Origin of the sequence: Sphingobacterium lactis, from assembly GCF_011046555.1 — a bacterium.
Classification (GTDB): Bacteria; Bacteroidota; Bacteroidia; order Sphingobacteriales; family Sphingobacteriaceae; genus Sphingobacterium; species Sphingobacterium lactis.
In genome coordinates this window covers 2,705,042-2,718,397 of sequence record NZ_CP049246.1, presented here as the reverse complement: position 1 = coordinate 2,718,397, position 13,356 = coordinate 2,705,042, and the positions used below count along the sequence as shown (strand labels likewise).

The window sequence follows — 13,356 nt, the reverse complement described above, 5'->3', positions numbered from 1 at the left end:
CCAAAATAAATATGAAATTCAAGTACCCTGCCACTTGTTGACCAAACAATTGGCAGGGCAACTAGCGCTTTGATGAAGTTCTAAAAAATTAATCTTCTCTCATATCTTGCCAAAAAACAAGATATACAATAATTGCGACTTTATAATTTAACCCTTTCTTACTTCAGCGGGGTAAGCGCTTTAGAGTTTTTAAGCAATACAACATATTGAAAATAATCGGTCGTTGCTGTTCCTTTCTCTGCTGAAAAACTCTCTCCGAACAATCTTGATTTAATCGTTATTAATTTCTCGGAAGAACGATATGGTGAATTTTCAGCATCGAGTTTAAATAGATTTATCGAATTTGGTCTTAGCTTTTCAAAATCATGTATTCCTTTTACAAGCTTAAATGGACCATCTGCATTTACCCAAGCGATCTTCTCATCTTCTGGAGTTGGAAACTGCGGATTTTTAGGCAGGTACATTTCACTTTCCAGTGTAAAACTCACCATGCTTGTAACCTTAAATCCTGAAGACATCAATAGTTCTGCAAATGGCGTTTTACCCTGACTGGCACTTTTTTGTAACACATGATAAAATCCGAACAAACCATAAAATTTCTCATCAGCAAGATTAAGGCGGTTCACTTCGTTTTTGAAATTAACCAACATCGTGGAATCCCGGGAAACAACTCTTGACGTATCATCATAATCCGTATCAATTCCTATAACAGAGATTTTTAGTGAATCGGCCAATTCTTGGTTATAATCATAAATATTATCCCATTTACGCAATAATTCTTCACTTGATTGTTGCGGAATTCTTCTTTTTATAGCAGTCACCACTTCCTTCAATAATCCTAAATCCTTTGATGGCAGATGCAAAAATTGATTCAATTTATTAGCATGCGTACTATCTATCTCCGCTATATAATATCTTACACCTTCGTTTTTATGTAGGTATTTCAAAAAATTAAGGTCCATTTCTTGATTACCTGCGAAACCATGCACTTCCCCAAACAAGAAAACCTGGGAATCATAAAAACGATCATCAAATAACTTTCCCTCAATTTGACCTGAAACGATTTCTTGATTGTTGTCCAAATAGCTTGTAAATTCTTCATCCTGGCTACCGATAAACATTCGGTTACTTACATAAAAAAATAAAAACAGAAGTATGAGGAGTCCAACAATCCCAAATAGGAGATATTTCAAAAATTTAAAGGCTTTTTTCATGGTTATTTTTAGGTTAAACTATTACAAATACGATAGAATAAAAAATTTAAAATTATCGAAATTCATATTCAACTATAAATCAACCTTTTAAAATTTGAATAATTTTAAAAAATCAAATTATTACTTGACATATTACTTTTTTTCAATGATTACTCAACAATTATCCTCTTACCTAAATATATTTTTCTTTTGTGTCAAAACATTTTAAAGTACTCCAACACCTTTCCACCCAAACCTCATTTTCGGGTACAGTCACTATCCGCAAACACTCTATTTTGATAAATCCTCAAAATCCCTACAAAATCCACTCTTAATCAATCATTAAAGCACATTTCATCAAACCCTTTCGAAAATCATTCATAAATCAGCCCTGGACCTTGTCTGAGTTGCGTCCGTGGTGAGAGCCTACTGAGAGCGTGGTGAGAGCGTGTCTATAGACACGTACGCACCTCGCCTTCACCCCGAACGCACCTCGCTCGGAAGTCGAACAAGGTCCAACCTACGGAAACGCGATGTGAACAAGAATATTAGAAAATCAAAATGCAAAGGAAATCAATTGAAAATTGCAAAATGTGTAAGTGCAGAACGTGGTAAGGCTTACGCTTTTAATGAAAAAATGGGAGAATCTTTATTGGAATAATAAAAAATATAATAGGCTTGGAAAGGCGTCATAAAAACCCCTTAAGCAATTAAATATAAGCAAATTAATCAGGAATCCATCAGTATTATTTGTAATAATAATCTTGGTAAGTGACGTTCATTTTTTGCTGACTTCCAATCGAACCTATTAAATTTTACAATCCCAAATTCCCACTCATCTATTCTGCTTAATCAATTGGCGTTGTGTACGAGAATGGCCCATTCTCCAAATATTTAACTGTTTATTTTCTGGCAATTTACACTTCACGAAATTCACAATAAAGAAAAATACATACATTAGACTAATATTTTTTAAGTCTTGATGTTATTTTATCAAATAAACGATGTCAAACACCATTAATAACAAGAGAAAGTTTTACGTGGCCATTGCACTGATCTCCACTGTGGGGATGTTCGCTTGGTTCCTGACCGAGGACCGCGGTGGAATGACGATCTACCTCCTCTCCTATGGTTTCCTGATTATTCCGCTCCTGATCCTGTATATTATCTCCTTTGTGGAGACCTTAATCGGAATTTTCAAACGGGGTTTTCGGCATCATGCCATTAAAGTGATTGCACATGCACTTTTGCTGATCAGCATAACGGCCATCCACCTTGCCAAGTCCGAAGTGCTCCGGTCAAAAGCCATCCTTTCAGCGACGTTAAAAGATGATCTGTTCGACTATACCCTCATTTTCCGAGAAAATGGACAGTGTGAAAACATTATCAATGGTATATTTGGTTTCCGGGAAATCCATTTTGGCAACTACCATTTCAGTGGAGATACGATCATATTTGAGAAAGTCCCATACGATACCCACAATTTCCTAAAGGAACGAATTCTTATCTCTAGGAAGGACAGCGTTCTGTTTATTGAAAGGGATAGCCTGAATCATTTTGTTACGGAAATCAGGTGGTTAAATCATTTTAAGATGAATAGGCTTAATTAATATGAAAGTGATTGGCAGGCCAATAAGTTTTTCATAATTTAAGCGGTAATTCAGTGGATGGATAATTGGCAATTCCAAAAAACAGATGACATGGAAAGAATAGAAATATATTCCAGCAGAAAAAGAGTCACCCTTCATTTAATCATTTCCTTATTTTTCGTTGCCGTCGGCCTGTATTTTATATTGTTCGGCAGTACGCTTTCCTTGGGAAAGAGCCCTGTGATGGCCCATGGCATCGGTATATTGGTCATTCTATTTTTCGGATTGGGCTTATTTGTCAGTTTGAAGAATCTGTTCGGCAATCCCTTGATGTTGGTGATTGATCGAAAAGGTCTTCTACTGGATCCAAAACACCATCCGGAGGATTATGTACGATGGGGGGATATCGATCACTTTTCTGAAATTCAAATCGAAGGCGAATATTTTGTTATCATCCACGTGCACGATCCTGATCGGTATATTGAACAGGAAACAAATGCCATTAAAAAGGAATTGATGAAATTCAATCTGCAGAATTACGATTCCCCTTTCAACCTGACCGCCAGTTCCATGGATATCAAACATCAGGGATTGCTTGAGTTATTGCGCAAAGGTCTTCATCGCTATCAGCCAAACAAGGTCGGATAGCCAAAGCCGACCGCTCCGAACACGATGGTCATATAGATCCATAGGCCTGTAAATAGGATGTGTACGAAAGTTTCGAATCTTTTGCCTCTCCATAACGTGCTGGAATAGCCAAAAAGTTGGATGAATAACCGCAAGCCCCAAAAGAAGGCCATGCCCAACGATATCTTCCTTCCCAGTTGTGTATGGATCAGGTCGTTTGTCTCCAGCACGCACAGCACGCCCAGTAGGAAAACCACCAATGCGATAAAAAAGGTATGAACAGTCATCATCTGCCTATTGATTAGACTGAGATGTTGCAGTTCTTCCTTCCAATGGAAGAATCGCGGAAAAATGATATGGATAAGTGCCAAGCCGATCAGGGCAAAGCCAATAATCTTATAATGGATCTCCATTTTTTTGAAGTATAAAAGTGCTTATAAAGGGTGTCGATTTGATTTCATCAGTTACCTTAAATTTCGCCGCATGGAATGTCCGCATCCAGGTTGCCCTGGAATGGAAATGGAAGAATCCGATAGTATATGCGAGAAAATTGGGGCAATCGCGAAGATGCTCGGTGATATAGATTTTAGCGTTTGCTTTCGCAACGCGGTTCAGTTCCTTGAAAAAAAGGATCCGTTCCCGTTCATCCCGGATCTCATGCGCTGCCAGGAAAGCGACGATGGTGTCGAATGTATGGTTCGGGAAAGCCAGATAATCGGTCGGAATCGAAAGTGTATTTTGGTAAGGTGGATACATGCTCCTTGCACGTTTTATGGAGATTTCCGTGTGTTTTTGCGGGTTGTAGAAATCACAAACGGTCAACCCGACCGACGGATATTTCGAATGGATAAAAGCACTGGTCTCATCTAATCCAGCATTAATATTCAGCAGCTTGCGATCATTTTGGTCCGGTAGCCAATGGAGCTCATACAAGGTGGATCGATCATAGATATAATGGGAAATGGCTAAGGAAAAGAACATGCCCAATACCAGGAGTATGATTGCAATCAGCGCGGGTACCTGCAACTGATCGGGCAAATACAAACTCCCAATGGCCAAACCAATAAAGCCGATTCCGGCCAATACATAGAAATGCCAATTAAAAAGGACGATATTCCATACGCCCTGAAAAGGCTTTCGTCTTATTTCCATGATTCCATTTTTCCTTTCTTCCAATAGTACGGTATATTTTTGATCTCAAATGCATTGGCCAGGACGATGCCTCGGAGGTTCAAATCTTGCAGGAATTTAAAGTGATAGGATTGGACCTTCAGCGGCTTGGGGATCCATTGCTGCCGGACACCTTCAATAATCAGGATTGTCCCCTCCTTTTCATCAACGGTAAAGGTGAAGGGCAAAGGACCAGCAAAACGCCGGGCTTCCTTCCAATCGGCAAACGGAGAATCTACAGGTAGTTCAACAGGAGTTTCCGAATCCACTAGCTGAAAATTAAAATCCGATTGCTTGGAATAGATCTCCCGGATGCCTTCTTTTTCCGAAAATTGGATATCCGTGGTGGTATAGTTGTAATGCGTAAAGATATTCCCAAAGAATTCCATTTTCCGCTTGTTCGTTTCGGACTTGATGATGTACAGTCCACGGAGTCTCTTCCCTTCCTGATTTGTGTAGCGCACGAATATCCGGTATCCGCAGAGGACAAAATCATTGCCCAGGAAATGCGGAGTTCCTTTAGGTCGAAGGCCTTTTGTGCGGACGAGTGCAATGGCGATAAATCCCCATGTATCCTGAAAAGTATCCAACTGGAGCGCTTTCGGTATCAATGGTTGCAGTTCCGCCTTGGGAACGGCAAAGGTCAGCACGACCGAACTTTCGAAAAAAGCAGAGACGGCGAAGGGATGGTTCTTCAGAAACTTCATACGCTTTGGGTTTTAGGGGTCTTCCATTGCTGACCGAATGCATGGTAATAGACGACAACAATAAAAAGAAAGGCAAAAAGAATATTGAACCGACCCCACAGCAGCAGGTCAGGAACCAGGATGAATTCCAGGATATTCATGGACGCTACGGTGAAGATCTGGAGCAAAGCACATGTCCGCCGCCACTTGCCCGATAGCACCCAAAAGGCCATGCACACTTCCGCCACGCCAATACCGATCGTCAGGATCCGCGCATGATCGCCACCCAATATCCGAGCGACAATTTCTTCATGGCGAGGAACGAGGTTCAAGATCTTGCAAATGAACCCATTAACAAACCAGATTAAGGCGATAAAGATTGTCAGTGCCCTGTGCATTTCATTTTAATTTAGTGCTTTCGATGCTATTGTAAGTTATTCATTTTTTGGGGTATTTGGAATGGATCCGGTGCAAAATCGGTAGTGATATTTTTGAAATCGTTGGGAGGAATGACGGAAGGGAATTTCCCGCTAAAATAGTGGCACCCCTCCGGGGTTACATGGGTGCAATGATAACCACACGTCACATTGCTGCCGCAATTTGTTTAAAGGATCCGCAGGTTGCATCTCATTTGCCTTTGTATAATTAACCGCCATGCAACCACGCCAGCGGTGTTTCTAAATAGTGACACCCCTCTGGGGTTATTTTGCACACCTAATCGTGAGCTAAAATAGTGGCACCCCTCCGGGGTTATATGGGCGCTATGATAACCACACGTCACATTGCTGCCGCAATTTGGTTAAGGGATCCGCAAGTTGTATCTCTTTTGCCTAAGTATAATTAACCGCCATACAACCCCGCTAGGGGTGTAACTATTTTAGAAAAATCCCTAAAAACCCATACAACCCCAGAGGGGTGTAACTATTTTAGCTTGCGACAATACCATCACCCCCCCACCCCCATTTTTTTTCCAATCCCTGGCATCAACCATAATAGTAACAAAAAATTAACGTTATGATTTTAGGTAAGGACGGCAAAAATTAGCATATTGGTAATGCACGTCAAAAATCTTTTAATATGGATATCAAGGACACTATTTCAAATTGGTTGCAGGAATTAAGTGCAACAGAAACCATCCCAAAATCAATTAAAGGATTGTATTTTGGATTGAAGGGTACACTCGAGGGCTATGCGATTTATTTAACAGGCGCAAAGAGCTATGATGAAAACGATGATGATTGGGCATGTGAGATCGATTATGAACCCAAGAACAAATACCTGATCCTGCCCGTGCAGGACAGCATCTGTCAATGGACATTGTTGAAGAAAACAAGAGAAACACTGAAGGAACTGTTGGCAAATCATAAACTGAAAAGCCAGTTGTTCAATAAATTCGATCATATCGCCTTAGGGTTCGATGATGGCGAATTGGTCACGGTGAAATAAGAACCATAAAAATAGGGCATTCCAACATGGAGTGCCCTATTTGTTTTACAGATCTTGCTCAAACGCGCAAGACCATAGCAGATAATTTTCCTATTTTATCTTTTTCAGAGTCATTGGCCTTCCTGGATCAATAGAAATATGCAGTAGCCCATCTTTAATTTCAAAAGGCATTTCTAATTTAAAATCTCCATCTACCTCAATGGCAACACCTTTCTGCGTCTTCTTATTAAAGGAATATGTACCTGACCAAGGGTTCGGCTCGTATCGTCCTTTTAACACGCCGTCGGACATAAATTGCAAAGTTACCTTTACATTTTCAGCTCCGCCCACAATGCCTGAGCCTTGCCATGTTGTGTTTTCCACTTCTACTCCACCTTCTGGAACTTCATTTTCTTCGTCCTTGGAACAGGAAGTAAATCCTACCAATCCAATAAATAATGCTAAAATTAATGATCTCATATTTTTTATGTTTTTCTGTTTTCCGGTAGCTTAAAAATCGACAGTCTTTAACTGTATTGATAATAAATACCTAAATTTATAGAAATCTTAACTCAAATAATGCGCCATTATCTTGCAAATCCATGAAAAAGCTATACCCTCCCGTTCCATTTTTACTCGCATTAGGGCTGATGTGGCTGCTGAGCCATTATTTCCCGCATCTTTTGTTGGTTTCCTTTTCGGTATCGAAATGGGTCGGCATTGGCATCATGGGATTGGGCGTGCTGACCATTGTGTTGGGATTAGGGCAGATGATCAAACATAAAGCGGAGTACCACCCATTTCAGAAACCCACCAAACTGCTAAGCAACGGAATTTTCGCCATTTCCCGCAATCCGATCTATCTGGGGTTTCTTACGATATTGGTAGGCTATGTAGCGTATACAGGATACCCTCTGCTGTTGATCTTCCCGATCCTATTTTTCTGCTTATTCCACTATTGGTATATCCCGAATGAGGAAACCATGATGCGTCAAGAATTTAAAGCAGCCTTTACCGCATACGAACAGCGAACTCGGCGATGGATTTAGGGGATGCATACTAAAACCAATAAGAAGCCGTATTAAATGATATAAAACCCTTTGCTATGTTAATGGTCAACTACCACAATAAAGTATTCCAAACGATTGAAAATTCCAACAATGGGGAAACTTCGTCATCGACGAAATTCCATTACAGACAGGTTGGGCAGATTGTTTTTGCCGATTATCAGGGCGGGAATATACAATACGGACATCTAATAGGTGTTGTGAGTGAATACGGCACTATTGACATGCGCTATCATCAGATCAACACCGATGGCAAGCTCATGACTGGAACCTGCGAATCCATACCGGAAATCCTACCGAACGGCAAGGTTCGGCTACATGAATCCTGGCAATGGACATCCGGAGATTTGAGCAAAGGCAAATCCATAGTAGAAGAAATTTAAGGGAAAACACTACCATAAAGAAAGCATGGATACGAACAACCTACAGAAAATAATTACCGATTTCCGTCAAACCAAAGATGAACGCACGTTGGATGCCTTCGCCTGTGATATCGTCCTGGCGGAGCATGGATATTGGTCCTTTGATCGGAATTCCTGGCCGCGAGCGCAATTGATCATGGCGTTATTCCACAACTCCGAACCGGAAGACAAACCCTTGATCAAGTGGCTGCTGAAACAAGAGCATTTGGCCCAAGAGGTGGAAATGCCGTATTATGCCTTGGATGCTGTCACCTACCTGTTGTATAAATACATGGAAATGGAGGATCTATTTGCCATTTACCATTCCAAATTTGAGACCTACGGTGATATATATCTAGAGGTGGAACTCACGTTTGGTTTCGATAAGGAAGAAACCAAAACCTATCTGCGTGATCCCGCAAACAAACATCCCTACACGGAGGATTATTTAAAGACGATTGCGCGGTACGAAAGCAATACCCAGGCAAAGTACAAAACAAGGGCAGAATTGATGGAATATTATAAAAACAGAAAAATTGTCCCTATCACGAATGATCTGGAATTCTCGGAGGAATTTATGAAGACCGGAATCAGTGAATACTCCAAAATCTTGGATAAGGAAAAGAAAGAACAGCTAAAGAATGAAAATAGGGACCGCTAATTGGTCCCTACGTTCATAGTGTTAACCCTTACCTTTTAATTCCTCCTGAATCTGCTCCAAGGATTTCCCTTTTGTTTCTGGCATACCCAGGATAAAGAAAAAGGAGAGCACGACCATGATGGCGTAGAACAGGAAGATATAGAAACCACCCCCGGTTATATTTTCGACCACAATGGGAAATACCCACGATATGATGGCTGCCATCACCCAATGCGTGGTGCTGCCCAATGAGGTTCCCTGTGCGCGCACGGCATTGGGGAAAATTTCGGAAATAAACACCCAAATCACAGCTCCTTGAGACAGGGCAAATGAAGCAATGAAACCCATGATATAATACAACAAAAAGGACGTATCGCCTGATTTCAACCCGAACGCGGCCAACAACAGGAATATGAACATCCCTACGGCACCGCTCAACAACAGTTTCTTGCGTCCATATATATCGATGATACTCATACCGATCAAAGTAAACAGCAGATTGGTACCGCCAATAAAGATAGGCTGCAGAAAAGCCATCTCCGTACTGAATCCTGCCATCTCAAAGATTCGCGGTGCATAATACAAAATGGCATTAATCCCCGTAAACTGGTTGAACACCGCCAAAAGCACAGCAAAAATAATCGGCTTCCTATACTTCGCTTGGAATAAAGGCTCTTCGATATTCAATTTGGTTTCCCCTACATCCCGCGTATCGTTTTGCTGGCCGAGACTTGCGAATACGACATCGGCCTCCTCCTGACGGTCTTGGAGCAAAAGCCAACGTGGGGAAAATGGAATGGTGCCCAAGAGCACGAGGAATGCAATGGAAGGAATCGCCATAATGCCCAACATATACCGCCAAGCATGTTCTCCGAAGCCGGCAAAGAGAAAGTTCGTGAGGTAGGCAATAAATATGCCGCTGACAATCATGATCTGGAACATACCGGTCATCCGACCGCGAAGCTTTGCCGGTGCGATCTCCGCAATATATAAAGGTCCGACAACCGAGCTTACCCCAACAGAAATACCACCTAACAGACGGAAGAAAAGAAACATGTACCAATTGAAAGAAAGACCACAACCGATCGCCGACAATAGGTACATCACGGCGACTGCCTGCAGCACCCTTTTACGTCCATAGCGTTGGGCGGGCTTGGCTGCTCCGATGGCACCGAAGATAGTTCCGATCAAGGAGATTGACACGGTAAAGCCATGCCAGAAGGAATTCAGGTCCCACAGCTGTTGGATAATCTTTTCGGCACCGGAAATGACCGCTGTTTCAAAGCCAAACAAGAATCCACCAAGGGACGCTATAAATACATATTTCCAAATTTTAGACATACAGGTTGATTAAGATTGCTTATATGTTGGTTAGTCTGCTCGAGCTTAAAACGCTTTAGCATAATTAAATATAAGGGAAATCAAAAAACCAACCAAGTGGAATCTATAATATTCTTGATCAGGACACCAAAATTACAGCATCATTGACTATGGCATAAATATCTGCTTGGGGCTCGGGTTTCATGATGTGCAGGCCGGTGAATTTTCCGAATGCCGGCATGGTCAGTACCCGATCCTTGAGGTGGAAACAGGGAAGCCGGAAGGATTGCCTCGCTCCCGCACCGATCAAACAGCCGGGATGGATATGCCCCACGATATTCACCATATAACTCGGGAGGTCAGTCAATGGCTCATGGCTCAGCACAATGCCTTCGGAAAGGATAACCTCCGATTTCACGCGCAGGGTAAAGTTCTCGAAATGGTGATCCTTGAGGATATCGTGATTGCCCTTGGTCAGGGTAAATCGAAGGGTCTGCTGTGCATGCAGATTGATATAAGCTTTCAGTTTCTCCCAATCACTATTCCATTGGGAATGGAACAAGTCGCCTAAAAATACAACCTCCTTGACCTGGAGCTCCTGCAGCAGGATATCAAGCCGCTCAAACTCTTCCTCCGCGGCAGGTGCAGGGACGAAAAGTCCCTCCCGCCGAAAGTGGCTCAGCTTGCCGAGGTGCCAATCCGAAATTACCAATAGTTGATATGAAGGAATGTATAGCGCTTTTTGCGGTAACAAGTACATCTCCAACCCATTCAATTCAATACGCTTAGCCATCCAATAATTGCATTTTCAATTTCTCCAATCTGCTCTGCCAGTCTTCATTGCTGTAGCGCTCGCGGAAAGATTCTGCAAAGATAGGAAATGAAAAAGGAGTAAATCGATCAGGTGTGGAGAAAATAATTTTATGGCCGGCGATCCGATCGAAGGCCATTTTCATGCGTCCCTCTTCCAGCTGGAAATCGAATACCTCGTCGTATGCTTCCCGCAACAAGAGGTTATTAGGATCGTATTCGGCAAATACCGAAAAAAACAGACCGGCATTGGCCTGCAGGTGCTTTGACTTCATCTGCTTGCCCGGAAATCCCTGAAATACCAATCCTGCAATACCTGCAATATCGCGGAACCGTCTTTTTGCCATTTCCATCACGTTGATCCCCGAATTGATATCTTTGTGCAGTCCTGCTGGATCAAACAATTGCTGCAGGGCAGTTTTATCCAGTTCATAATCCGTTTCCGAGAGCAGTTCAATACCATACTCGTTTGTTGCAATGGAGAAAGTAGCCGGTTTCAGCAAACTGAGCCTATAGGCCAGTACCTGTGCCATGCCCTCATGGACCAGTTTACCCTCAAAAGGATAGAGAAAAAGGTGATAGCCATATTTGCTCTTGATGTATTCCACGAGCAGTTCATCCTCCTTTGGAAGCGCCGATAGTTTCTCCTGTTCCTGAAAGAGTGGTCTGAGGAACTTTATTTCCGGGGATATCCCCGACTTTTTATGGATGTTCCGGAAACTGTGCCGAATGGCCTCGCCCAGATCTGGCGAAATGGCGAAACGCCCACCCATCCATGAAGGAACCACGCCTTTTTTCTTGGTTGAGGGTTTGACGATGGCATCATTGGCAATGATCTGCACCAATTCAAGCTGCCGACCGGAAAACCAAAAGACATCCCCCACATTTAGCTTGGAAATAAAGGACTCCTCAATGGAACCCAAGTATTTCCCGGAAAGGAATTTAACCCGCATCATCAGGTCCGATACAATGGCTCCAATAGATAACCGGTGCCGCATCGCCAATTTCCGTGATGTAACCTTATATAGTCCATCGATCAACTCCAAGCGATGGAAATCATCATAGGCCTGAAGTGAATTGCCCCCATGGATCAGTAATGCCATACACTGGTCGAATTCCTCTTGGGTTATCGATTCAAAGCAATGGGTCTGCGCCACCTCCTGCAGGATATCATCCGCTTGGAAGCCGTCGCCAACAGCCAAGGTCATCAGGTACTGGATCAGTACATCGAAGGAACGCACGAAAGGAATCCGGCTTTCAACCAGTTTTTCCTTGACCGCATATTTAAGTGAATCGCCTTCAATAATCTCGAGGGAATTGGTGGGCACATAATAGATAATGGATGTGGCATCAGGTCTGTGGCCAGACCGACCGGCACGCTGCAGAAACCGGGCAATGCCCTTTGGGGAGCCCACCTGAACAACACAATCGACTGGCCGGAAGTCGACACCAAGGTCTAGACTACTGGTACAGACCACTGCTTTAAGTTTACCTTCATGCAAAGCCTCTTCCACCCACATGCGGACCTCATCGCTCAACGAGCCATGGTGAATTGCCAAAAGACCCGAAAATTCTGGATAGGCGGTGATAATTTGTTGATACCATATTTCAGCCTGCGATCGGGTATTGGTGAAAATCAAGGTCGTTTGATACTGATTGATGACATCCACGACCTTATCCAACAGCCTGATCCCCAAGTGTCCGGCCCAGGGGAATTTTTCTAGGTTATCGGGAAAAACCGTCTGTATTTCGAGCTTCTTCTGAATATCCGCTTTCACCATGACACCTTGGTTCCCCGGTCCCAATAATATTTCCTTTGCTTCCGCTAGGTTGCCAATGGTTGCCGAAATACCCCATATCTTCAGTTTGGGATTGATGGACTTGAGCCTGCTTATGGCCAGCTCGATCAATACCCCGCGTTTGGACCCCAACAGTTCGTGCCATTCATCGACGACGATAAACTCAAGATTTTTAAAATAGTCCTGTCCACCTTTGGACGCCAAGATCAGGTGTACACTCTCTGGAGTCGTGATCAGTGCTTGCGGCGGATTCTTACGTTGTTTTTGGCGTGCCGACGTACTGGTATCCCCTGTTCGCAGTTCTATCTCGTAATCCAAGTCAAGGTCCAAGGAAACCTGACTGGTGGCCTTATGGATTTCCTTAGATAATGCACGCAAAGGAGTAATCCAAAGGGTATGCAGGCTTTTTTTCGGTTTTTTATCCAACGTTTCCTGTTGCCTGTAATAGGAATCCAGGACGCCGAACCAAATGGCAAAGGTCTTTCCATATCCTGTTGGTGCATTCAGGATACCGGAATGTCCGGCAGCAATCTGCTGCCAACAGGCCTTTTGGAAAGCATGCGCTTCCCAGCCCTGATTAAAAAACCATACCTCAGCAATTTCGTTCTTCATAGACTGTATGACAATTT

15 protein-coding genes are annotated in these 13,356 nt (G+C 42.8%); 6 read left to right on the top strand and 9 right to left on the bottom strand.

The genetic code is table 11. The annotated features are described in order from the left end of the window. Nucleotides 1-158 precede the first annotated feature (158 nt). Entirely contained in the window at nt 159-1,214 is a 1,056-nt protein-coding gene (locus tag G6N79_RS11840; RefSeq protein ID WP_103906344.1) for a hypothetical protein, read from the bottom strand. A gap of 983 nt (nt 1,215-2,197) precedes the next feature. On the opposite strand from G6N79_RS11840, the gene G6N79_RS11835 reads away from it, so the two are divergent. Beyond that, nucleotides 2,198-2,803 carry a hypothetical protein gene (locus G6N79_RS11835; protein WP_103906345.1) on the top strand — a complete coding sequence of 202 codons (606 nt, stop codon included), beginning with the start codon at nt 2,198-2,200 and terminating at the stop codon, nt 2,801-2,803. A 90-nt stretch (nt 2,804-2,893) separates the two neighbouring features. Then, complete coding sequence (locus G6N79_RS11830; RefSeq protein ID WP_146060620.1) at nt 2,894-3,430, top strand: STM3941 family protein; 537 nt, start codon at nt 2,894-2,896, stop codon at nt 3,428-3,430. On the opposite strand, the gene G6N79_RS11825 is transcribed toward G6N79_RS11830, so the two are convergent. From G6N79_RS11825 to G6N79_RS11810, 4 genes are read right to left on the bottom strand one after another with little or no spacing between them, the layout of a single operon-like run. After that, on the bottom strand, nt 3,409-3,822 hold the full coding sequence (locus G6N79_RS11825; RefSeq protein ID WP_103906347.1) for a hypothetical protein: 414 nt from the start codon (nt 3,820-3,822) through the stop codon (nt 3,409-3,411). The two genes, G6N79_RS11830 and G6N79_RS11825, sit on opposite strands and share 22 nt — an antisense overlap. Beyond that, nucleotides 3,806-4,561 (bottom strand): class I SAM-dependent methyltransferase, encoded by a 756-nt coding sequence (locus G6N79_RS11820; RefSeq protein WP_103906348.1) that lies wholly within the window; start codon nt 4,559-4,561, stop codon nt 3,806-3,808. The genes G6N79_RS11825 and G6N79_RS11820 overlap by 17 nt, the downstream gene beginning before the upstream one ends. Continuing rightward, the gene (locus G6N79_RS11815; protein ID WP_103906349.1) at nt 4,552-5,286 is read right to left on the bottom strand and encodes a DUF2071 domain-containing protein; all 735 of its coding nucleotides are present in this window, start codon (nt 5,284-5,286) and stop codon (nt 4,552-4,554) included. Before G6N79_RS11815 ends, G6N79_RS11820 begins: the two co-directional genes overlap by 10 nt. Then, nucleotides 5,283-5,663 carry a DoxX-like family protein gene (locus G6N79_RS11810; protein WP_103906350.1) on the bottom strand — a complete coding sequence of 127 codons (381 nt, stop codon included), beginning with the start codon at nt 5,661-5,663 and terminating at the stop codon, nt 5,283-5,285. Before G6N79_RS11810 ends, G6N79_RS11815 begins: the two co-directional genes overlap by 4 nt. A gap of 679 nt (nt 5,664-6,342) precedes the next feature. Between G6N79_RS11810 and G6N79_RS11805 the strand changes: the two genes are divergently transcribed. Next, nucleotides 6,343-6,711, top strand: a complete 369-nt coding sequence (locus G6N79_RS11805) for a hypothetical protein (protein ID WP_103906351.1) — start codon at nt 6,343-6,345, stop codon at nt 6,709-6,711. Nucleotides 6,712-6,801: 90 nt separating this feature from the next. Here the strand turns inward: G6N79_RS11805 and G6N79_RS11800 are convergent, their stop codons facing one another. Beyond that, nucleotides 6,802-7,170: a hypothetical protein gene (locus G6N79_RS11800; RefSeq protein WP_103906352.1), complete on the bottom strand. Its 369-nt coding sequence runs from the start codon at nt 7,168-7,170 to the stop codon at nt 6,802-6,804. Between the two features lie 122 nt (nt 7,171-7,292). On the opposite strand from G6N79_RS11800, the gene G6N79_RS11795 reads away from it, so the two are divergent. The 3 genes from G6N79_RS11795 to G6N79_RS11785 are packed head-to-tail and all read left to right on the top strand — an operon-like array spanning nt 7,293 to nt 8,819. Next, nucleotides 7,293-7,739 carry a methyltransferase family protein gene (locus G6N79_RS11795; RefSeq protein ID WP_103906353.1) on the top strand — a complete coding sequence of 149 codons (447 nt, stop codon included), beginning with the start codon at nt 7,293-7,295 and terminating at the stop codon, nt 7,737-7,739. 56 nt (nt 7,740-7,795) lie between these two features. Continuing rightward, the gene (locus G6N79_RS11790) at nt 7,796-8,140 is read left to right on the top strand and encodes an avidin-fold protein (protein WP_200818792.1); all 345 of its coding nucleotides are present in this window, start codon (nt 7,796-7,798) and stop codon (nt 8,138-8,140) included. A gap of 25 nt (nt 8,141-8,165) precedes the next feature. Continuing rightward, the gene (locus tag G6N79_RS11785) at nt 8,166-8,819 is read left to right on the top strand and encodes a hypothetical protein (protein ID WP_103906355.1); all 654 of its coding nucleotides are present in this window, start codon (nt 8,166-8,168) and stop codon (nt 8,817-8,819) included. A gap of 21 nt (nt 8,820-8,840) precedes the next feature. Here G6N79_RS11785 and G6N79_RS11780 read toward each other — a convergent pair whose 3' ends face one another. The 3 genes from G6N79_RS11780 to G6N79_RS11770 form a co-directional block, all read right to left on the bottom strand. After that, nucleotides 8,841-10,139 carry a sugar porter family MFS transporter gene (locus G6N79_RS11780; protein WP_103906356.1) on the bottom strand — a complete coding sequence of 433 codons (1,299 nt, stop codon included), beginning with the start codon at nt 10,137-10,139 and terminating at the stop codon, nt 8,841-8,843. 118 nt (nt 10,140-10,257) lie between these two features. After that, the gene (pdeM, locus tag G6N79_RS11775; protein WP_103906357.1) at nt 10,258-10,911 is read right to left on the bottom strand and encodes a ligase-associated DNA damage response endonuclease PdeM; all 654 of its coding nucleotides are present in this window, start codon (nt 10,909-10,911) and stop codon (nt 10,258-10,260) included. Continuing rightward, the gene (locus tag G6N79_RS11770; RefSeq protein WP_103906358.1) at nt 10,904-13,339 is read right to left on the bottom strand and encodes a ligase-associated DNA damage response DEXH box helicase; all 2,436 of its coding nucleotides are present in this window, start codon (nt 13,337-13,339) and stop codon (nt 10,904-10,906) included. The genes pdeM and G6N79_RS11770 overlap by 8 nt, the downstream gene beginning before the upstream one ends. Between the last annotated feature and the right edge of the window lie 17 nt (nt 13,340-13,356).